This window comes from Streptomyces sp. NBC_00582 (assembly GCF_036345155.1).
Classification (GTDB): Bacteria; Actinomycetota; Actinomycetes; order Streptomycetales; family Streptomycetaceae; genus Streptomyces.
The window spans coordinates 7,511,291-7,532,000 of the sequence record NZ_CP107772.1; the positions used below are offsets into that span (position 1 = coordinate 7,511,291).

The window sequence follows — 20,710 nt, forward strand, 5'->3', positions numbered from 1 at the left end:
AGTGTAGGGACTTCGACCTCTGGAGAGATGTATTTCCCCATGCTGTCGTCCCGGATGAGTCCCAGGGCTTCCTTGTGGACAGTCGGATCCTGGTTGGTCTTCTGTCCTGCCGGGAGCCCCGCTGTCATGTCTCGAGATCATGTGGCGCATGTGTATGACTACGGCTCCTCATCAAGGTAGATGAGGAGCCGTAGGGGGGTGAGGGTCAGCCGCGCTGGATTCCGGAGGCGTCCCGCAGGACGCCGCGGCGGCCGTCTTGGGTCTGCGCGATCAGGCCTTGGCCGCCCTGCTCGATGGCCAGGTACCAGGTGCCCGGTGCCAGTTCGGCGATCGGCGTCGCTGAGCCGTCTTCCGCGAATAGCGGGCGCGGCACGGGGACGGCGAACCAGAACGGCGAGAAGGCCGGGGCCGGTGTCGACGACTGCTGCCCGAAGGGCTGAACCTGCTGCGGCTGCCCGCCGAAAGTGGTTGGCTGAGGGGCACCCGGGTAGCCGTAACCGCTCGGAGGCTGGGCCCCATAGGGCTGGGGGGCGGCGGGCTTGGGGGCGGGGATGAGCGCGGTCTGAAGGGTGGGAACCAGGGGGGTGGTTATGGCGGCGGCGGCCAGGACAAGGGCGGCGATGAGGCCGAGGATGAGGCCGGAGCCAGCGTCGATATTGTCGGGAACATCCACCAGGGACCAGAAGAGGGTCCAGGCGGAGAGCACCGCGAAGCCTGTGCCGACGACGCCGACGTCCAGGCCGGCCACCTTGCGCTGCTGCGGTAGGCAGCGGTTGACGACGACCAGGGCGGCGCCGATGACGCCCCCCATGTAGGTGCCGAGGCCCGTCCCGAGGCTGTCCCACGCGTTCTGGCTGTCCGAATAGCCGGACACTGAGACGGAGTAGTAGGTGAGGAAGGACGCGATGAACAGCAGCACCGCTGCTCCGATCACCACGCCGTCGCCTCGAGTGAGGGAGCGGATATTCACTTCAGTCGGTCCTTCGTAGGTCGTCTCGTCGTCGGTAGAGGCGTCGCTGCCACCATGTCGCCGTCAGGCCCCGGTGTGAAGCGCGGGGCATGACCCCTCATCGTAGGAGCGACCCTATCGTCCGTCCGGCGAGGCTGTCCGTCGGGACCAGAACACCGATTACGACTCGCGGCAGAAAACTCACGATTCCGTTACTTGAAGTCCCAGCGACTCTCGGTATCCCAGGCGTTTCCGTCTGGGAGGTTCGTGACGGTGTCACCAGAGCTTGAGGGCTTCGGCGTCCTGACGACGATCTCTCGCTTCTTCCTGCTGGTGGTGCGGCAGGCTTGCGCCACCTGCCCGCCCGCCTCGGCCAGTGTTCCGGTTGAGGCGTTGGCGGCGGGTCTTACGGTCGGCTCCACGAGGCTTCGACACGCGGGGCGTGTCCTGGTCTCCGGCCACTCCGGTACCAGTGGTGCAGGCCGCGGCGAGGGCGACCAGGTTGCGCGCTGCGTTCTCGTCCCGGTCCATCACAAGCGGGCACTCGTCGCAGTCGAAGACCCGCGCGTGCAGTGGCAGCTTGGCTTTCGCTGCACCACAGTTCGAGCAGGTCTTGGAGGAGGGGTACCAGCGATTGGCCACGATGGTGCGGCAGGCGTTCCAGCGGCCCTTGTAGGTGAGCTGGCGCCGGATCTCCCCGAACCCGGCGTCGGAGACTCGACGAGCGAGCCGTCTGTTGCGGAGCATGCCGGCTACGTTGAGGTCTTCGACCACCACCGTGCCGTACTCGGTGCGAACGCGGGTGGTGAGCTTGTGCAACGCGTCGGTGCGCAGGTTCGCCACCCGGTGGTGGATCTTGTTCCGCTGCCTGTTGGCCTTCTCCCATCGTTTCGATGGCTTCTGGCCGGTCTTGCGGTCCGGTCCCTGCCGACGGGTGACACGGCGGGAATGGAGCCTCAGAAGCTTGAGAGCGCCGTCCAGGTGCCCGGGGTTGGGCACGTAGTGGACCTTGCCGGAACTGTCGGCCATGACTGCCAGGTACTTCACACCCAGGTCGATCCCGACCGAGGTATCCGGGCGGTCGACACGGGTGATCTCCCGGGCCGTCTCGACCTGGAGGGAGACGAACCAGCGTCCGCGCTCGTGCCGGACCGTCGCGGAGAGGATACGCGCCGTTCCGGCCTTGATGCGGGCCAGGAGCTTGACCGTGGGTTCGTGGGTGCGGATCGTGCCCAGCCGGGGCAGGGTGATGTGCCGGCCGCTGGGTTCGATGCGGATCGCGCCGGTGGTGAACCGGCAGGCCAGGCGGGCCTTCCGCTTCGGTTTCCGGCGCGGGACACCCACCCTGGCGCCCTTGCGTTTGCCCTGCTTGGACTTGGCGTAGTTGTCGAACGCGGCGGCCGCGTTCGTGAGCCCGGTGTTGTAGGCCTCCTTGGAGTTCTCCTGCCACCAGTCGGCGAATCTCGGGTCGGTGGTCTTGATCTGGTTGAACTCCTTGCGCAGCGCGGGCAGCGACCACGACCGCCATGGCGTCAACTGCTCCTCACCGATACCGTAGGAGGTTTCCGCCTTGCGCTGCCACCACGAGGCGGTCACCCAGGACACGGCCCAGTTGTAGGCGGCGCGAGCGGCGCCGCAGTGCGAGCGCAGGCTGCTGGCCGCCGTTCGGATCGAGAGCGAACTTGTAGGCCTGCACCAGGCAACCGGGCCGCAGCCGGAACTTCCCGCTCACTCGGCAGCTTCCCCTCCGCTTCGAAGATTCCCTCACCGCACCCAACGAGCACCACCCATGAAGGTCACGGATTCGATGAAAGAACTCCCGTTCCTATCCGGGGAACGCCATCACGGCACAGGCGGAGAGGGGCTGAGATGCAGTGATGGATTGCTCAGCAGCTGTGTCTATTTTCTCAGGAAGCTTGCAATGCCGTCCGAGATCCCCTGCGCCGCCTTCTGCCTCCAGGCGCCGCTGGTCAGCAGTGCCGCATCCTTGGTATCGCGCATGTTGCCGCACTCGATGAACACCTTCGGAACCGTTGACAGATTGAGACCGCCCAGGTCCTCACGTGTGACGAGACCGGTGCCGTCGCCGATGTAGTTGGACCGCGAACTGCCCGTGCTCTGCGCGAAGTCGTCCGCGATCAGCTTCCCGAGCTCCTTCGACGGCGCGACGATCGCCCGGGTGTCGGCGGCCCCCTGGTGCACCGCGCCCGGCAGGATCACATGGAAGCCCCGGTTGCCCTCCGCCGAGCCGTCCGCGTGGATCGACACCACTGCGTCGGCGTGCGCCGCGTTCCCGATCCGGGCCCGTTCGTCGACACACGGCCCGAACGGCCGGTCCCCGTCCTGGGTCAGCTTCACCGTCGCCCCCTGCTCCTGCAGCAGCGTCCGCAGCCGGTGCGCCACGTCCAGCGTGAACCTCGCCTCGCTGTAACCGGAGTTGGTGGACGTCCCCGTGGTGTCGCACTCCTTGAAGTTCGTGCCGATGTCCACCTTGCGGTTGATCTCCGCGGTGTGCTGGGAGTTGGTGACGTTGTGGCCGGGGTCGATGACGACGACCCTCCCCTTGAGCGGGGTCGCGGCGTCCGCGTCCTGACCGGGGGAGGGGGAGGCGGAGGCGGAGAGGGTGCCGGCCTTGTGGTCGGGAGTGCCGGCGGTGGGTGAGCCGGTGACGCTTGTCCGGGCCCCCGCCCCCACCCCCTCCGCCCCGTTCCCCCCGTCGTCCCCGCCGTTTCCGGACCCGCCCAGCGTCTCGTACACCAGCCACCCCAGCAGCGCCCCGGGCACGAGTGCGGCCAGCGCCACGGTCAGCGTGCGCCGCAGCGGTGAGCGGCGCGGCCGCGGGGGGCCGTAGGGGTCGTACGGGTCGGTGGGGCCGAAGGGCTCGGAGTGCGGACCGGTGTAAGACACGCCTGCCACCCTAACGGGCACCTCCGCCCCGGCCCGGGAACCGCGGGCCCCCGACCGCGTGCGGGCGCCGCCGACGGGTGTGGTCGCCCGGTCGCGCTCCCGGCCCCTTCCCGTCCCTCCTGCCTCTCTGCCTCTCCTGTCCCTCTGTCCCTCCTGCCCCCTCTATCCCGTCACCTGCGCCGACTTGTACTCCGTGCCCTTGGGGGCCAGGCAGACGAACCAGTTGTAGGGGGAGCCGTCGGTCGTCCGGATGGCGAGGTCGTCGCTGTTGATGTCGGCCCCCGCGGGGACCCGGTGGATCTTCGTCGTGGTGCCGTCCTTCCAGGTGCAGGTCACCTGCCGGGCCGTCTTCGCCACATGGCCGATCACCAGGCGGTCCGGTTCCTCGCCGACGGGGGAGAGGGGGACCGCGACGGCGTCGATGTCCTTGCCCGACAGCATGTCGTCCTCGGTGGTCAGGCCCTGCACGGTCACGTGCTCCCGGTCGACGCCACCCCGGGAGGTGGTGCCGCGGTGCACGAACCAGGCGCTTCTGCCGACCAGCTCCTCGGGTGTGGTCACGCCCGGGGTCTCGCCGTACTGCGCCATCGCGTCCATCGAGGACCGGGCGTCCTCGGCGTCGATGGGCGCCGGCCAGACGTCGAGGGAGACCCGCCACTCCACGCCCGCGTCCGTGCCGGTCGCGAGGGTGACCCGGTTGTGCGGCTGGAACAGCGACGGTGAGCCGGTCACCGCCGGCCGGGGCGCCGCCGGGGCCACCCGGTCCCCGCCTCCGGGGAGGCCGGTCAGCGCGAGCGCCCCTGTGGAGCCCGCGGCCACCAGGGCCGTGCCGGCCGTCACCGCCCAGCGGCGGGCCTTGCGGCGGCGGCCGCCGCGGATCAGCGCCTGGGTGGGGGCTATACCGATCTCGACCTCGTCCGCGGCGTCGGCCAGCAGCAGGGCGATGGCGTGCTGTGCCATGGGGTGGTTCGTCTCCCGGTCCGCGCTCATCACTTCCGCCTTCCGTACGTCACCATGTCCGCCAGTGCCGGTATCGCGCGCAGCTTCGCGATGCCCTTGGCCGCGTTGCTCTTCACCGCGCCGACCGAACAGCCCATCGCCTCGGCCGTCTGTGTCTCGGTCAGGTCCTCCCAGTACCGCAGGACCACCGCCTCCCGCTGCCGTGGCGGCAGCTCGGCCAGCGCGCCGAGCAGGGCGTGGCGGTCGTCGGCCTGCGCGATGCGGTCGCCGGTGTCGGCGACCTCGTGGGCCAGGCCCGGTTCGTCGCTCTTCGGGGCGAGGAACTCGCGCAGTTTCCTGCGGTACCTGCGGGCATGCGCGTTTATCATCACCCGCCGTACATAGGCCTCCGGGTCGTCGGCCGAGGCGACTCTGCGCCAGGCCACATAGACCTGCTCCAGCGTCGTCTGGACCAGGTCCTCGGCGGCGTGCTGCTCCCCCGTGAGAAGAAACGCCGTGCGCATCAGCCGCGGCCAGCGGCCGGTGACGAAGGTCTGGAACTCGGTGTCCCAGGCCTGTTTCGGATCCCCCATGTGCGCCTCCTAGCGCCTCCTAGATAGACAGAAGAGGCCGTGAGGGGGGCGGATCGTTGCCTCAGACGGTGACGGGGTGTGAGGAGATTTTCCGCGGCAGCCACAGCAGCATCAGCACCACCCCCACGAGCAGCACCCCGGTCCCCGTCCGGAACGCGAGCGCGTACCCCTCGGTCAGTGCCTGTGGCGTACCGCTGCCGCCCGTGCGGGCCGCCGCGAGGGTGGAGAGCACCGCGAGGCCCAGCGAGCCGCCCATCGTGCGGGAGGTGTTGACCAGGCCGGACACGAGGCCGGCCTCGCCGGGTGCGGCTCCGGAGGTGGCCAGCGCGGCCAGCGGGGTCGAGGCGAGGCCCGCGCCCAGCATCATCAGCACGCCCGGCAGCATGATCCCGGTGACGTATGCGCCGTTCGCGTTCATCGTCGACTGCCAGCCGAAGCCGACCGCCGCGACGAGCGTGCCGAGTGCGGCGACGGTGCGGGCTCCGGCCGAGCGCATCAGGCGGGGGGCGAGCTTGGAGCCGAGGACGACGGCGAGGGAGCTGGGCACCAGGGCGAGGCCGGCCTCCAGGGGGTCGTAGCCGAGGACGTTCTGCGTGTACAGCGTCATGAAGAACCACATGGAGAACATGGCCGAGCCGCACACGAACATCGCCGCGTTCGCCGCCGACACCGCCCGCAGCCGGAACAGCCCGAGCGGCATCAGCGGGGCCGCCGTGCGGGACTCGACGGCGAGGAAGAGGCCGATGAGGGCGAGTCCGGCGGCCAGCGGGACGAGGGTCGCGTACGCCGTCCAGCCCTGGGCCTCCGTCTGGGAGATGCCGTAGGCGAGGGTGGCGAGGCCGGCGGTGACGAGCAGGGCGCCCGGGAGGTCCAGTCGCCGCCGGTCCCCGGCGCGGCTCTCGGTGAGCCCGCGCAGGGCGCCGAGCAGGACGACGGCGCCGACGGGGACGTTGATCAGCAGGACCCAGCGCCAGGACATCAGGTCCACCAGCACCCCGCCGACCAGTCCGCCCGCGGCTCCGCCGCCGGCGCCGACCGCCGTCCAGGTGGCGATCGCCCGCGCGCGTGCGGCGCCCTCGGGCACGGCGGAGGTGACCAGCGTGAGTGTCGACGGGGCGAGGACCGCCGCGCCCAGGCCCTGCAGGGCCCGGGCCAGGAGGAGGTGCGTGCCTTCCTGGGCGAGGCCGCCGGCCAGGGAGGTGAGGGTGAACAGGGTGAGGCCGGTCAGGAACATCCGTTTGCGGCCGTAGAGGTCACCGGCGCGGCCGCCGAGCAGCATGAATCCGGCGAAGGCGATGGCGTAGGCGTTCACCACCCATTGCAGTCCGGCGGGGCTCATGCCGAGGTCCGCGCGGATCGAGGGGAGGGCCACGTTCACGACGGAGATGTCCAGGACGACGAGGAACTGGCCGGCGCAGGCGAGCGCCACGACCAGCCAGGCGCGGGGCAGGGGGCGGTGGGATGTCCGGGGGCGGGTGGTGTCGGCGGCTTCGAGCATGGGCGTCATGGTCTCAACCGGCTTGCACCCCTTGCATCGGGATTTCGGCCCAGGCCTGTGGACCGGCCGGGTACCGTCCGCGGACCGGCCCCCGTTTCCCAAGAGAAGCTAAAGAAATTGTTAGTACGCCAAAGCATCGGAATAGTTGCCCATGCATACAGGTTCAGCTCCCACGTAACCCTGAACGTCCCGCCCCGGAGGCCCCACCCCATGACGCACACGACCGACCGGCCGACCCGCGAGGCCCGCGGAGCCGTCGTCCCCGTGCTCGCCTTCGCGGGCATCGTGGTCGCGGTGATGCAGACCCTGCTCGTCCCGGTCATCAAGGACCTGCCGGAGCTGCTCGGCACCGCCCCCAGCAACGCCACCTGGGTCCTGACCTCCACCCTACTGTCCGGTGCCGTCGCCACCCCGATCATGGGCCGTCTCGGCGACCTCTACGGCAAGCGGCGCATGCTGATCCTCAGCCTCGCCGTGATGGTCGTCGGCGCGCTGGTCAGCGCCCTCACCAGCGATCTGCTGACGATGATCGCGGGCCGCACCCTCCAGGGCTTCGCGATGGGCGCGATCCCCCTCGGCATCGGTCTGATGCGCGACATGCTGCCCCGCGAGAAGCTCGGCTCGGCGATGGCCCTGATGAGCTCCTCGATCGGCGTCGGCGGCGGCCTCGCCCTGCCCGCCGCGGCGCTCGTCGCCCAGCACGCCGACTGGCACGCCCTCTTCTACGGCGCCGCGGGCCTCGGTGTCCTCTCCATCGCCCTCACCCTCCTCGTCGTACCCGAGTCCCCGATGCGCGCCGAGGGCTCCTTCGACCTGCTGGGCGCGCTCGGGCTCTCCGCCGGCCTGGTCCTCTTCCTGCTGCCGATCACCAAGGGCAGCGACTGGGGCTGGACCTCCGGCACCACCCTCGGACTGTTCGCCGCGTCGGCCGTCGTGCTCGTCCTGTGGGGCGTGTTCGAGCTGCGCAGCGCGGCGCCGCTCGTCGACCTGCGGACGACGGCCCGCCCCGCCGTCCTCTTCACCAACCTCGCCTCGATCATGGTCGGCGTCAGCTTCTACGTCGTCTCGCTGGTCCTGCCGCAGCTCCTGCAGCTCCCCACCGCCACCGGGTACGGCCTCGGCCAGTCCATGGTCGTCGCCGGTCTGCTGGTCGCACCGCTCGGCCTGACGATGATGTTCACCGCGCCGGTCTACGCCCGGCTGTCCGCCAAGTACGGCCCCAAGGTCACCCTGATCCTCGGCATGCTGATCATCGCGATCGGCTACGGCGCCGGTCTCGGCCTGATGGACGCCGCCTGGCAGAGCCTCGTCATCGCGGTCGTCCTCGGCGCGGGCATCGGGCTCGCCTACTCCTCCCTGCCCGCACTGATCGTCGGCGCCGTCCCGGCCTCCGAGACGGGCGCCGCGAACGGCCTCAACACCCTGATGCGGTCCATCGGTACGTCCGTGTCGAGCGCCGTCATCGGCATGGTGCTGGCCAACACGGCGAACGACGTGAACGGGGTCGCGATCCCCACCATGCACGGCTTCCGGGTCTCCTTCCTGATCGCCACCGCCGCCGTCGCCGTCGGGCTGCTGTTCGCCCTGATGCTGCCGAAGGCCAACCGGGCTACGCAGTTGCGTGCCCGTGCCAGCAGCGAGGAGGCGGTGCGCGGTTTCCGGGGGCTGGTGCTGGACGCCGAGGGCGCGCCGGTGGCCCGGGCCAAGGTCACGCTGATCGACCACCGGGGGCGGCAGGCCGGGGCGACCGTCTCCGGGGAGGACGGCAGCTATGCGCTGGCCGTGCCCGCCCAAGGGGCGTATGTGCTTGCCGCGAAGGCCTCCGGGCACGGGCCGCTCGCGTCGCCCGCGCGTCACCCCGGTGAGGAGCGGGCGGTCGAGCTGGATCTTTCGTTGCCGGGGGAGACGGTGACCGCGTAGCACCCATGGGGGGTGGTGCGTCGCGTCGTCCGGCGTGTGCTGCGGCCCGTTGTGGCCGGTCGCGCGGTTCCCCGCGGCCCTGAAGGTCTGCTGTCGTACCCCCTGTCGCATGAGCGGCAGGGGGTACGACAGCATGGGGCTCGCCGACGTGAAGTACGACCGAAAGGCGCCCCATGCCTGCCGCCGCTCCCCAGCCCGAGATCCTTGCCGCGTTCGAGGCGGCCAAGGGGTTCATGCCTGTCGACGAGGGGCTCGCGTTGTACGCGGCCGCCGTCGAGGCCGGGGGGCTCGGGCTGCCGCTGCTGGAGGTCGGGACCTACTGCGGACGGTCCACGGTGCTGCTGGCCGACGCCGCCCGTGAGGCCGGGGTCGTCGCGCTCACCGTCGATCACCACCGGGGGAGCGAGGAGCAGCAGCCGGGCTGGGACTATCACGACCCGGAGACCGTCGACCCGGAGATCGGGCTGATGGACACGCTGCCCACCTTCCGCCGCACCCTGCACCGGGCGGGCCTGGAGGAGCACGTCGTCGCGCTGGTCGGGCGTTCCCCGCAGATCGCGAGGATCTGGAACGCGCCCCTCGGTCTGGTCTTCATCGACGGAGGTCACACCGACGAGCACGCCACCGCCGACTACGAGGGCTGGGCCCCGCAGGTCGCCGAGGGCGGCCTTCTCGTCGTCCACGACGTCTTCCCCGACCCCGTGGACGAGTTCACCGGGCAGGCGCCCTACCGCGTCTACCTGCGCGCCCTTGCCTCCGGCGCCTTCACCGAGGTCTCCGACACGGGCTCGCTGCGGGTGCTGCGCCGCACCGGCGCCGGCGTCTAGACCGGTCCGCGTCCCGTCACAGCCAGCCCTGGTGGCGGGCCTCGCGCAGGGCCTCCATGCGGTTGCGGGTGTTGGTCTTGCCGATGGCGGAGGAGAGGTAGTTGCGGACGGTGGACTCCGACAGGTGCAGCCGCGCCGCGATGTCGGCGACCGTCGCCCCGTCCGTCGACGCCTTCAGTACGTCGCTCTCGCGGGCGGTGAGGGGACTGGGACCCGCGCTGAGCGCGGCCGCGGCGAGCGCAGGGTCGAGGACCGTCTCCCCGGTCAGCACCCGGCGGATCGCCTCCGCCAGCTCCTCCACCGGACCGTCCTTGACCAGGAACCCGGCGGCCCCGGCCTCCAACGCCCGCCGCAGATAGCCCGGCCGGCCGAACGTCGTCAGGATCAGCACCCGGCAACCGGGCGCCTCCTCGCGCAGGAGGGCGGCCGCGTCCAGGCCGCTCATGCCGGGCAGCTCGATGTCGAGGAGGGCGACGTCGGGGCGGTGCAACAGGGCCGCGTCCACGATCGCGTCCCCCGCGCCCACCTGCGCGACGACCTCGATGTCCGGTTCCATTCCCAGCAGCAGGGCCAGCGCCCCGCGCATCATGCCCTGGTCCTCCGCCAGCAGGACCCTGATGGAGCGGGCGGGACGGCGGTCGCGGGGCATCTCGTTCACAGGCCGGCCGACGGGCGTGTCGTTCACGGGCCCAGCGTAGGGCCGGTCCGCAGGGACGGCACCTCCCTTCCGGGTGCGGAGGTGGACGCGGCGGAGAACACCCCGGATTCCCGTACCGGCTCCGGCGCGTCGAGCCCCTGCTCCACCGGGAGTTCCGCGGTGACCGTGAAGCCGCCGTGCGGGGCCGGACCCGCCGTCAGGGAGCCGCCCGCCCCCGCGAGACGCTCACGCAGACCGGTCAGGCCCGTGCCGCTCAGGCCCGTCCCGCTCAGGCCCGTGCCCCTGAGGCCCGTCCGGGTCAGGCCCGTCCCCTCCGGTCCCGTGCCCGCGTCGTCCGCGCAGCCGGTTCCCGTGCCGTTGTCCGTGACCGTCAGGGTGACCCGCTCCGCCGTGCCCGACACGGCGATCTCGCAGCGGGTGGCGTCGCTGTGGCGGACCACGTTGGTGACCGCCTCGCGCACCACCCAGCCCAGCAGGGCCGCCGTCTGCGGTTCCACCGGTGCCCCCGACCGGTGCACCGACGGCTCCACGCCCGCCGCGGTCAGCGCCGAGTGGGCGCGGTCCAGTTCCGCGGCGAGGCTGCCCTCGCGGTAGCCGGTGACCGCCTCGCGTATCTCCGTCAGCGCCTGGCGGCCCACCGACTCGATGTCCGCGATCTGGGTCAGGGCCGCGTCCAGCCGGGCGGGGGCCAGTCTGCGGGCCGCCTCCGACTTCACCACGATCACCGACAGGGTGTGGCCGAGCAGGTCGTGCAGATCGCGGGAGAAGCGCAGCCGCTCCTTGTCGACCGCCTGGCGGGCCAGCTCCTCACGGGCCGCCCGCAGCTCCCGCACGGCCTCGGCCAGGCTCAGGATCACAGCCGTGACGATCGTCGAGATCCAGGTGGCGTACGCGGTGTCCAGACCGCCCCAGCCGTCGTGGTGGAAGGCCACCGCTCCCGCGACGACGGCCAGGACGATCCCGGCGATCCCGAGCGGCCGGCCGCGCAGGGAGGCGCCCGTCGCGAGGCCGAGCAGCGGGAAGAACAGCACCCAGCTGCCGCCGTATCCGAGGGCGAGACCGACGGTCACCACCGTCATGACCGCCAGCGCCAGCCGGGTGGAGAGCGACTCCCGCTTCTCCTTCACGAAGGCGCGGACGGCGACGTAGATGTAGCAGGAGTTGAAGGTGAGCAGGCCCAGGCCGCCGAGCCACGGGTTGGGGCTCTCGCCCTGGAAGAGGTTGGAGAAGGCGCCCATGCCCAGCAGCAGCCAGGGCAGCAGGGTGAAGGGGTGCGACGGCGGGCCCGGGACCTCGGTCTCCTTGCCCTCCCTCGCCTGCCGTACATGCGCGCGCCACGCCTCCCGGCGGCAGTCGATCGCCTCCCGCCACCCGGACCGTTCCTTCGATGTCCCCGTCATCCGTGCTGCCCCCGTTCCAGCGGTGTCCACATCCCCGACGCTACGGGTTCGGGCGGCGCTCCGGCAGGTCGGGATGTCACCGGTCCACCGGTACAAATGTCACAGCCGACGCGCCGCAGGCCACCCATCTCTGACACACCGTCAGGAGCCTTCACAACTGTCGAGCCCTGGGCTATACAGAGGGCGCCGGACTGGAACGCGTTCTAGATCGGCTCGCGGACGGCCTCGGTGCGCCCGATCGGTGCGGACGGTCGCACCGAGGTCTTGACAGGACCGTGCTCTGCGCGGCCACCACCACCGTGCCCGCCACGGACACACAGGAGCCCCATGCCCATCGACGCAGCCAAGGCGCTCGCCGCCGAACCCCGGTCCGGCGCGATCTCCTGGACCCGCAAGGACGTCCAGCTCTACCACCTCGGGATCGGCGCCGGTCTGCCCGCCACCGACCCCGACGAGCTGCGCTACACCCTGGAGTCACGCCTGCACGTCCTGCCGAGCTTCGCCACCGTCGCGGGATCCGGCTCCCCCGGGGTGATCGGCGGACTGTCCATGCCCGGCGTCGACGTCGACCTCGCCCGCGTCCTGCACGGCGGCCAGCGCCTGGAGATCCACCGGCCCCTGCCGACCGAGGGCACCGCCACCGCCACCGGCCGGATCGCCGCCGTGTACGACAAGGGCAAGGCCGCCGTCCTGGTCATGCGCACCGAGGTCGCCGACGCCGACGGCCCGCTGTGGACCAACGACGCCCAGATCTTCGTACGGGGAGAGGGCGGCTGGGGAGGGGACCGGGGGCCGTCCGGACGCCTCGACGCGCCCGCCGGGGAACCGGACCGTACCGTCGAGCGGGCCGTGCGCGAGGACCAGGCGCTCCTCTACCGGCTCTCCGGCGACTACAACCCGCTGCACGCCGACCCCGAGTTCGCCAAGCGCGCCGGGTTCGACCGGCCCATCCTGCACGGTCTGTGCACCTACGGGATCACCCTGAAGGCGGTCGTCGACACCCTGCTCGACGGGGACGTGAGCCGGGTGCGGTCGTACACCACCCGCTTCGCCGGGGTCGTCTTCCCCGGCGAGACCCTGCGCATCCGCATGTGGCGCGGGCAGGGCGAGGTGCGGGTCGCCGTGAGCGCCATCGACCGGGACGACGCGCCCGTCCTCGCCGACACGATCGTCGAACACGCCTGAACCCGGCACGACCTGAGGGGAGCCGCACCATGCGCGCAGCCGTACTGCACGAGATCGGCCAGGACAAGCTGGAGGTCCTCGACGACGTCGAGGCGGTCGGGTTCGGCCCCGGCCGGGTGAGGATCCGGGTACGGGCCACCGGGCTGTGCCACTCGGACCTCTCCGCGATGGGCGGGGTGCTGCCGCAGCCCGCGCCGTTCGTGCCCGGACACGAGGGCGCGGGCGAGGTCCTGGAGGTGGGCGAGGGCGTCACCCGGGTGAAGCCCGGTGACCGGGTGGTGGTCTGCTGGCTGCCCGCCTGCGGCGCCTGTCCCGCCTGCCGGCGCGGCCAGACCGAGCTGTGCCTGGCCGGGTTCATGAACGCCGGCACACCCAACTTCCGTCGCCCCGCAGGGGATGTGTTCGGTTTTGCCGGCACCGGCACCTTCGCCGAGGAGGTCGTCGTCGACGCGGGCTGCGCGGTCCCGATCCCCGACGACGTGCCCTTCGACATCGCCGCGCTCATCGGATGCGGGGTGACGACGGGCCTGGGGGCCGCGCTCAACACCGCCGACGTCGAGGCCGGTTCGTCGGTCGCCGTCATCGGCTGCGGCGGGGTCGGCATCTCCGCCGTGCAGGGAGCCCGGCTCAAGGGCGCCGCCGAGATCGTCGCCGTCGACCCGGTCGCCTCCCGCCGCGAGTCCGCCCTCAGGTTCGGCGCCACACGGGCGGTGTCGCCGGAGGAACTGCCCGGTGCCAAGCAGGAGGTCACCGGTGGTGAGGGCTTCGACTACGTCTTCGAGGTCGTCGGCCGCTCCGCCACCGCCCGCACCGCCTACGAGAACACCCGGCGCGGCGGCACCCTCGTCGTCGTCGGCGCGGGCGCCATGGACGACCATCTGCAACTCAACATGTTCGAGCTGTTCTTCGACGAGAAGCGGATCCTGCCCTCGATGTACGGCGGCGGTGACGTCCTGACCTCCTACGAGCGCACCATCGCCCTGTGGCGGGCCGGCCGCATCGACCTCGCCGGGCTCATCACCCACCGCGTGCCGCTCACCGAGATCAACGAGGCCCTGGACCAGATGCGCACCGGGACGGCCCTGCGCACCTGCATAGAGATCTGAGGGGCGGTCCCACCGATGGCACAGCTGTCACTGCCGCTGGAAGGGCTCGTGGCGATCGTCACCGGTGCCGGGCGCGGGCTCGGCCGGGCCGAGGCGCTGGAGCTGGCCCGGCTGGGCGCGGCGGTCGTCGTCAACGACTACGGGCAGTCCGGGCGCGACGGCTCCGGCGAGGCGTCGGCCGCCCCGGCCGAGGAGGTCGCCGCCGAGATCCGGGCGGCGGGCGGCACCGCCCTCGTCCACACGGGGGACGTCTCCGACTTCCGGCAGGCCCGTGAACTGGTCGAAGCGGCGATCGCCGGGTTCGGCCGGCTGGACGTCGTCGTCAACAACGCGGGCATCCTGCGCGACCGCATGGTCTTCTCCATGGCGGAGGGGGAGTGGGACGCGGTGATCCGGGTCCACCTCAAGGGCCACTTCAACACCACCCGCTTCGCGGCCGCGCACTGGAGGGAGCGCGCCAAGGCGGCGGGCGTCCCGGTGTACGGGCGGATCGTGAACACCTCGTCGGAGGCGTTCCTCGCCGGTTCGGCGGGGCAGCCCAACTACGCGGCGGCCAAGGGCGGGATCGTCGGCCTGACGACGTCCAGCGCGCTGGCGCTCGCCAAGTACGGCGTGACGGTCAACGCGATCTGCCCGCGCGCCCGGACCCGGATGACCGAGGACGTCTTCGCCGGGTTCGAGCAGCCCGTCGAGGGGCTCGACCCGCTCGCCCCCGAGCATGTGGCCCCGCTCGTCGGGTACTTGGCGTCACCGGCCGCCGCACGGATCAACGGGCAGCTGCTCGTCGTGCACGGCGGGATGGTCGCCGTGATCGAACGGCCGCGGGTGCGGGCGAAGTTCGACAGCAAGGGCGACACCTTCGGCTTCGAGGAGCTGGACGGCGTCCTGGGCGCCCACTTCGCACAGCGGCCGGCGGGCGAGACGTTCGCGGCGGCGGAGGTGCTGGGCCTGAAACGCGAACAGTAGGAGAGCGGACGGGCGAAGGGGCCCGGTCGTCCGGGTATGGACGACCGGGCCCCTTCGGCGTACTGTCAGGCAGCCGTCCTGCTCAGGCTGCCGCCTCGGCCTTGTCCTCGGCCGGCTTGCGGTGCCGCCCGCGGGGGGCCGTGTCGCCGTCCTGGGCCGAGACCTGACCCCGGTGCCGGCCGTGTCCGGCCGTCTCCTGGGCGTCGGCGGACAGCGGCTGCGTCGTGCTTGCGTCGCTCATCTGGTGAGTTCACCCCGTCAACATGATCTTTCGTACAGCCGGGCGATTTTATCCGGCACACCATGGGGCGAATCCAGGCGGGCACGCCAACCGCAGCTAGTTCGTTACAAGTCGGCCCAGAGGCGCCTGTTGCAGGGGGACGGGACGGGGTGTCGTGGGCTCGGGTTCCCCGGGCTCGGCCGGCGCGGCGGGCTGCGGCGGCGGGGGGACCTCGGGCGGGGTCAGGCGGGCCACCGCGCAGGGTTCGTCCGCGGTGGCGTACGGCAGGCACAGCACACCGTCCGGCGTCCACAGGCCGCTGCCCGCCAGCCAGCCCTCGGGGGCGGCGAGTTGCTGGAGCCGCCGTTCCGCCGGGCGCCAGGTGCCGACCCAGGTGCCGGAGGAGCCGTCGATGCGCAGGGCCACGGCACAGCGCTCCGGAAGCAGTATCGGGCCGGGCTGGACGGCGAACGGGGTGAGCGTGCAGTCGGGCAGCCGCAGGGACTCCGGGAACCGCACCGGCAGGGTGCTGCCGAGCACGCCCCAGCCGAGCCGCGGGGCGCCGGGGGACGGGGCGTCCGAGTGGATCACCAGCAGGCCGCTGTCCGGGTCGGCGAGCAGGAGACGGTCGTCGCTGTGGGCGGCGATCTGCAGCAGCGGGGAGACCTCGCCGTCCGCCAGGTCCACCACGACCGTCTTGGTCCGGCCGCCGAGCTCACGGTCCAGGGCGAGCATCCGGCCCGTACGGTCCAGCCAGACGCCTCCCGAGCAGTGGCCGGGGACGTCGGCCACCCGCTCCGGGCCGAAGGCACCGCCGGCCACCAGCCACACGGTGCTGGTGCGCCCGCCCACGGCGAGGGCGTAGGCGCGCCCGCCGCCCGGTGCCGGCGGCAGCAGACGCAGCCCCGCCCCCTCGCCCCGGCACTCCACGGCGCCCAGAGGCAGCTCGCCGGTGCCGGGGCCGGTGGGGTAGAGGAGGGAGAAGGTGTGCCGGTCCCGCACGGTCCGGCAGACCAGCACCCGGCCGTCGGCCAGCGGCTGCACCTGGGTGCCGGGCTCCTCGGGCTGGTGGACCGGCAGCGGTACCGCGTAGGGCTCGGGGCCGTCGAGGGTCCAGCGCTCCGGGAACCAGCTGTCGGGACGGGGGCCGCGGGCGAGACGTGCGGCGTAGGCGCCGTCCGCGGTGATCACACAGGGGGCCGGGGGGACGGGCGACGGGGGGTCCTCGTCGCCGTCCTCCGTGGTGGGTTCGATCGCACAGGCCGTCATGGGTCGGTCACCTCCGGCGAAGAAGCTAGTTTTCGCACGCACGGGCGGGGGAGCGGGAGACGGGGGCTTCCCTCGTAAGAGTGGTGCAGAACCGATTCGCCAGAGGCGGACGGGGTGGCTGTGCTGTTCTCCGCAGGGCCCGGCGTCGACGCCCGCGGCCGTCATGCGCGCACACCGCCGGCCGTCCCGGGTCCGCGGAGCGGCCAGGTAGCCTTTCCCCGTGCCCCGTCTGTCTGAAGTCATCGCCGCGCTGGACAACCTGTGGCCCGCCGAGCGGGCCGAGTCCTGGGACGCGGTCGGCACCGTCGTGGGGGAGCCGGATCAGGACGTCTCCCGGGTGCTGTTCGCCGTCGACCCCGTGCAGGAGGTCGTGGAGGAAGCCGTGAAGCTGGGGGCCGGCCTGCTGGTCACCCACCACCCGCTCTACCTCCGAGGGACGACGACCGTCGCGGCCTCCACCTTCAAGGGCCGGGTCGTGCACACCCTCATCAAGAACGACATCGCCCTGCACGTCGCCCACACCAACGCCGACACCGCCGACCCGGGCGTGAGCGACGCCCTCGCCGGCGCGCTCGACCTGCGGGTCGTACGGCCCCTCGTGCCCGACGCGAGCGACCCCGAGGGGCGGCGCGGCCTCGGCAGGATCTGCGCGCTCGACCACCCGGTCACCGTCCGCGAGTTCGCCGCCCGCGCCGCCGAGCGGCTGCCCGCCACCGCGCAGGGCATCCGGGTGGCCGGCGACCCCGAGGCGCTCGTGCGGACCGTCGCCGTCAGCGGCGGCTCCGGCGACAGCCTCTTCGAGCACGTCCGCGCCGCCGGCGTCGACGCCTTCCTCACCGCGGACCTGCGCCACCACCCGGTGTCGGAAGCCCGCGCCCGGAGCCCTCTCGCGCTGCTCGACGCGGCGCACTGGGCCACCGAGTGGCCCTGGTGCGAGCTGGCCGCAGCCCAGCTCGACGAGATCTCCGACCGTCACGGATGGGGCCTCAGGGTCCATGTCTCGCGTACGGTCACCGACCCCTGGACCGCCCACGCGGCGTCCAGCCCCACCTCTAGCGCAATGGGAGCCCCCAACTGAACGCCGCGCCCGCCGACCAGATCCGTCTTCTCGACGTCCAGGCCCTCGACGTCCGCCTGCAGCAGCTCGCGCACAAGCGCAGGTCGCTGCCCGAGCACGCCGAGATCGAGTCGCTGACCAAGGATCTGACGCAACTGCGCGACCTGCTCGTGGCCGCGCAGACCGAGGAGAGCGACACCGCCCGCGAGCAGACCAAGGCCGAGCAGGACGTGGACCAGGTGCGCCAGCGCGCCGCCCGCGACCAGCAGCGCCTGGACTCCGGCGCGGTCACCTCCCCCAAGGACCTGGAGAACCTCCAGAAGGAGATCGTCTCCCTCGCCAAGCGCCAGGGCGACCTCGAGGACGTCGTCCTGGAGGTCATGGAGCGCCGTGAGTCCGCGCAGGAGCGGGTCACCGAGCTGACCGAGCGGGTCGGCGCCGTCCAGGGCAAGATCGACGACGCGACCGCCCGCCGTGACGCCGCCTTCGAGGAGCTCGACGGCGAGGCCTCCTCGGTCACCAAGGAGCGCGAGCTCGTCGCCGGGTCCGTCCCCGCCGACCTGCTCAAGCTGTACGAGAAGCTGCGCGAGCAGCAGGGCGGCATCGGCGCGGCCAAGCTGTACGCCCGCACCTGCCAGGGCTGCCGCCAGGAGCTCGCGGTCACCGAGCTCAGCGAGATCCGCAAGGCCGCGCCCGACACCGTCGTACGGTGCGAGAACTGCCGTCGGATCCTCGTGCGCACCTCCGAGTCCGGGCTGTAGGGGGCGGCGGCGTGCGGGAGTTCATCGTCGAGGCGGACGGCGGGTCGCGGGGCAACCCCGGGCCCGCGGGGTACGGCAGTGTCGTGATCGACGCGGCGACCGGGGAGACGCTCGCCGAGCGCGCCGAGTACATCGGGGTCGCCACGAACAACGTGGCCGAGTACCGGGGGCTGCTGGCCGGACTGCGCGCCGCCCTCGAACTCGACCCGTCGGCGACGGTGCGGGTGCGGATGGACTCCAAGCTCGTGGTCGAGCAGATGTCGGGCCGCTGGAAGATCAAGCACCCCGACATGAAGCCGCTGGCCACCGAGGCCGCCCGGCTGCTCCCGCCCGCACAGGTCACCTACGAGTGGATCCCGCGCGAGCGCAACAAGCACGCCGACCGGCTCGCCAACGAGGCGATGGACGCGGGCCGGCGCGGCGAGCAGTGGGACCCGCAGTCGTCCCGCGCCGCCCTGGACACGGCCGCGGCCGCCCGGGCCGCGGTGACCGTGCCGGAGCCCTCCGGTCCGCCCGGAGACGCGGCAGCGGGCGCGGCCCGGGCCCGCGAGGCACTGGCCCAGGCACGTACACCGCATTCGACCGGTGCCGACCCGACGGAGGCCGAGACGACCGCTTCCCGGGCCGCCACGACGACCGGCTCGGCATCCGCGCAGACGACCGGCTCGGCGTCCGCGCAGGCGACCGGCTCGGCGTCCGCGCAGGCGACCGGTTCGGCGTCCGCGCCGACGACCGGCTCGGCAAGTGCCTCGGCGACCGTCGGCACGTCCGGCTCGGCAGGCGGCTCGGCGTCCGCCGGAGCCATCGGCTCGACGCCTGGCGGAGGCACCGGCTCGGCGTCCGCCGGAGCCATCGGCTCGACGCCTGGCGGAGTCACCGGCTCGGCGTCCGCCGGAGCCATCGGCTCGACGCCTGGCGGAGTCACCGGCTCGACGCCTACCGGAGTCACCGGCTCGGCGTTCGCCGACGTCACCGGAGCGTCGTCCGGGCAGGCCGGGGCCGTCGACGTCACCGGAGCGTCGTCCGGGCAGGCCGGGGCCGCCGACACCGACCCCACCGCCGTGCCGAAGGCCGCCGCCGATCTTCGGGCGGCCCGGTCGGTCGCCACGCCCGCCGGTAAGCCCTCCGTCGGCTGGGGGTCCGCCCCCGATCTGGGTGCGCCCGCCACCTTCGTCCTGCTCCGGCACGGCGAGACCCCCCTCACCCCCCAGAAGCGGTTCTCCGGCCGGGGCGGCACCGATCCCTCCCTCTCCGAGGTCGGCCGGGAGCAGGCCGAGCGGGTCGCGGCGGCGCTCGCCCGGCGCGGCACGATCCAGCACATCCTCGCCTCCCCGCTGGCCCGCACCCGCCAGACCGCCGGTGCCGTCGCCGCCCGCCTCGGTCTGGAGGTGACGATCGAGGAGGGGCTGATCGAGACGGACTTCGGCGCCTGGGAGGGCCTCACCTTCGGCGAGGTCCAGGAGCGCCACCCCGAGGACCTGACCCGGTGGCTCGGCGACCCCGAGGCCGAACCGACCGGCGGTGGCGAGAGCTTCGCGGCCACCGCCACCCGGGTCGCCGCCACCCGCGACAAGCTGGTCGCGGCGTACGCGGGCCGTACGGTCCTGCTGGTCACCCATGTGACGCCGATCAAGACGTTCGTACGGCTCGCCCTGGGCGCCCCGCCCGAGTCCCTGTTCCGCATGGAGCTCTCGGCGGCCTCGCTGTCGGCGGTGGCGTACTACGCCGACGGCAACGCCAGCGTCCGCCTCTTCAACGACACGTCCCACCTGAGGCCCTGAGCCCGCGGGCGGCGCGCGCCAGGCCCTCGATCCGAGCCCAGTCCCGCGCCGCCACCGCGTCCGCCGGCAGCATCCAGGTCCCGCCGACGCACGCCACGTTCGGCAGCGCCAGATACTCCGCCGCGTTGTCCGGGCCGACCCCGCCCGTCGGGCAGAAGCGGGCCTGGGGGAGCGGCCCGGCGAGCGACCGCAGATACGCCGTACCCCCCGCCGCCTGCGCCGGGAAGAACTTCATCTCCCGCACCCCGCGCTCCAGCAGCGCCACCACCTCGGACGTGGTCGACACCCCCGGCAGGAACGGCAGCCCCGACGCCCGCATCGCCGTCAGCAGGACCTCCGTCCAGCCCGGGCTCACCAGGAACCGCGCCCCGGCCGCCGCGCACGCCGTGACCTGCTCCGGCGCGATCACGGTCCCGGCCCCGACGACGGCCTCCGGGACCGCCCCGGAGATCTCCCGGATCGCGTCGAGCGCGACCGGGGTCCGCAGGGTCACCTCGATCGCGGGCAGCCCGCCCGCCACCAGCGCCCGCGCCAGCGGCACGGCGTCGGAGACGTCGTCGAGGACCACCACGGGCACGACCGGGGCCAGATCCAGTACCGAGGCCGTCGACGCGGCGGCCGAAGGTGGGGGCGGCGGTGAGGTCATGCGCCTCATCCTGCCCCCGGGGTGCAAC

Annotated in this window: 19 protein-coding genes; 8 read left to right on the forward strand and 11 right to left on the reverse strand. The window is 72.5% G+C overall.

Going from position 1 to position 20,710, the window contains the following annotated elements; translation table 11 throughout:
* Window positions 1-205: 205 nt before the first annotated feature.
* The 6 genes from OG852_RS34040 to OG852_RS34065 form a co-directional block, all read right to left on the reverse strand.
* Complete coding sequence (locus OG852_RS34040) at window positions 206-970, reverse strand: DUF5336 domain-containing protein (protein ID WP_330349937.1); 765 nt, start codon at window positions 968-970, stop codon at window positions 206-208.
* 255 nt (window positions 971-1,225) lie between these two features.
* Window positions 1,226-2,554, reverse strand: coding sequence for an IS607 family element RNA-guided endonuclease TnpB (gene tnpB / locus OG852_RS34045; RefSeq protein ID WP_330349938.1), 1,329 nt, complete (start codon window positions 2,552-2,554; stop codon window positions 1,226-1,228).
* Window positions 2,555-2,848: 294 nt separating this feature from the next.
* Window positions 2,849-3,856, reverse strand: coding sequence for an N-acetylmuramoyl-L-alanine amidase (locus OG852_RS34050; protein WP_443064591.1), 1,008 nt, complete (start codon window positions 3,854-3,856; stop codon window positions 2,849-2,851).
* Window positions 3,857-4,018: 162 nt separating this feature from the next.
* The gene (locus OG852_RS34055; RefSeq protein ID WP_208117031.1) at window positions 4,019-4,846 is read right to left on the reverse strand and encodes a hypothetical protein; all 828 of its coding nucleotides are present in this window, start codon (window positions 4,844-4,846) and stop codon (window positions 4,019-4,021) included.
* Window positions 4,846-5,388: a SigE family RNA polymerase sigma factor gene (locus OG852_RS34060; RefSeq protein ID WP_133909823.1), complete on the reverse strand. Its 543-nt coding sequence runs from the start codon at window positions 5,386-5,388 to the stop codon at window positions 4,846-4,848. The genes OG852_RS34055 and OG852_RS34060 overlap by 1 nt, the downstream gene beginning before the upstream one ends.
* Window positions 5,389-5,449: 61 nt before the next feature.
* Window positions 5,450-6,895, reverse strand: coding sequence for a DHA2 family efflux MFS transporter permease subunit (locus OG852_RS34065; RefSeq protein ID WP_443064592.1), 1,446 nt, complete (start codon window positions 6,893-6,895; stop codon window positions 5,450-5,452).
* 201 nt (window positions 6,896-7,096) lie between these two features.
* Here OG852_RS34065 and OG852_RS34070 point away from each other — a divergent pair, with 201 nt between their 5' ends.
* Window positions 7,097-8,806, forward strand: a complete 1,710-nt coding sequence (locus tag OG852_RS34070; protein ID WP_330349939.1) for an MFS transporter — start codon at window positions 7,097-7,099, stop codon at window positions 8,804-8,806.
* 173 nt (window positions 8,807-8,979) lie between these two features.
* Entirely contained in the window at window positions 8,980-9,633 is a 654-nt protein-coding gene (locus OG852_RS34075; RefSeq protein ID WP_133909826.1) for a class I SAM-dependent methyltransferase, read from the forward strand.
* Between the two features lie 16 nt (window positions 9,634-9,649).
* Here the strand turns inward: OG852_RS34075 and OG852_RS34080 are convergent, their stop codons facing one another.
* Both OG852_RS34080 and OG852_RS34085 read right to left on the reverse strand, forming a co-directional pair.
* Window positions 9,650-10,282 (reverse strand): response regulator, encoded by a 633-nt coding sequence (locus OG852_RS34080; RefSeq protein ID WP_133910427.1) that lies wholly within the window; start codon window positions 10,280-10,282, stop codon window positions 9,650-9,652.
* 32 nt (window positions 10,283-10,314) lie between these two features.
* Window positions 10,315-11,691 (reverse strand): sensor histidine kinase, encoded by a 1,377-nt coding sequence (locus OG852_RS34085; RefSeq protein WP_330349940.1) that lies wholly within the window; start codon window positions 11,689-11,691, stop codon window positions 10,315-10,317.
* Between the two features lie 327 nt (window positions 11,692-12,018).
* On the opposite strand from OG852_RS34085, the gene OG852_RS34090 reads away from it, so the two are divergent.
* Genes OG852_RS34090 through OG852_RS34100 form a run of 3 tightly spaced genes read left to right on the forward strand, consistent with a single transcriptional unit; the run spans window position 12,019 to window position 14,948 of the window.
* Window positions 12,019-12,876, forward strand: coding sequence for a MaoC/PaaZ C-terminal domain-containing protein (locus OG852_RS34090; protein WP_330349941.1), 858 nt, complete (start codon window positions 12,019-12,021; stop codon window positions 12,874-12,876).
* A gap of 29 nt (window positions 12,877-12,905) precedes the next feature.
* The gene (locus OG852_RS34095; RefSeq protein WP_330349942.1) at window positions 12,906-13,982 is read left to right on the forward strand and encodes a Zn-dependent alcohol dehydrogenase; all 1,077 of its coding nucleotides are present in this window, start codon (window positions 12,906-12,908) and stop codon (window positions 13,980-13,982) included.
* A 24-nt stretch (window positions 13,983-14,006) separates the two neighbouring features.
* Entirely contained in the window at window positions 14,007-14,948 is a 942-nt protein-coding gene (locus OG852_RS34100; protein ID WP_330351545.1) for a 3-oxoacyl-ACP reductase, read from the forward strand.
* Between the two features lie 82 nt (window positions 14,949-15,030).
* Here the strand turns inward: OG852_RS34100 and OG852_RS34105 are convergent, their stop codons facing one another.
* Window positions 15,031-15,189, reverse strand: coding sequence for a hypothetical protein (locus tag OG852_RS34105; RefSeq protein ID WP_166663383.1), 159 nt, complete (start codon window positions 15,187-15,189; stop codon window positions 15,031-15,033).
* 96 nt (window positions 15,190-15,285) lie between these two features.
* A complete protein-coding gene (locus OG852_RS34110) occupies window positions 15,286-16,437 on the reverse strand; it encodes a hypothetical protein (protein ID WP_330349943.1) in 1,152 nt (383 codons plus the stop codon).
* A gap of 220 nt (window positions 16,438-16,657) precedes the next feature.
* On the opposite strand from OG852_RS34110, the gene OG852_RS34115 reads away from it, so the two are divergent.
* From OG852_RS34115 to OG852_RS34125, 3 genes are read left to right on the forward strand one after another with little or no spacing between them, the layout of a single operon-like run.
* Window positions 16,658-17,515, forward strand: a complete 858-nt coding sequence (locus OG852_RS34115; protein ID WP_133909831.1) for a Nif3-like dinuclear metal center hexameric protein — start codon at window positions 16,658-16,660, stop codon at window positions 17,513-17,515.
* Window positions 17,512-18,255, forward strand: coding sequence for a zinc ribbon domain-containing protein (locus tag OG852_RS34120; protein ID WP_166663407.1), 744 nt, complete (start codon window positions 17,512-17,514; stop codon window positions 18,253-18,255). The genes OG852_RS34115 and OG852_RS34120 overlap by 4 nt, the downstream gene beginning before the upstream one ends.
* Before the next feature lie 11 nt (window positions 18,256-18,266).
* Window positions 18,267-20,036, forward strand: coding sequence for a bifunctional RNase H/acid phosphatase (locus OG852_RS34125; RefSeq protein ID WP_330349944.1), 1,770 nt, complete (start codon window positions 18,267-18,269; stop codon window positions 20,034-20,036).
* Here OG852_RS34125 and eda read toward each other — a convergent pair.
* The gene (eda, locus tag OG852_RS34130; protein WP_330349945.1) at window positions 20,008-20,682 is read right to left on the reverse strand and encodes a bifunctional 4-hydroxy-2-oxoglutarate aldolase/2-dehydro-3-deoxy-phosphogluconate aldolase; all 675 of its coding nucleotides are present in this window, start codon (window positions 20,680-20,682) and stop codon (window positions 20,008-20,010) included. The two genes, OG852_RS34125 and eda, sit on opposite strands and share 29 nt — an antisense overlap.
* Window positions 20,683-20,710: the final 28 nt, after the last annotated feature.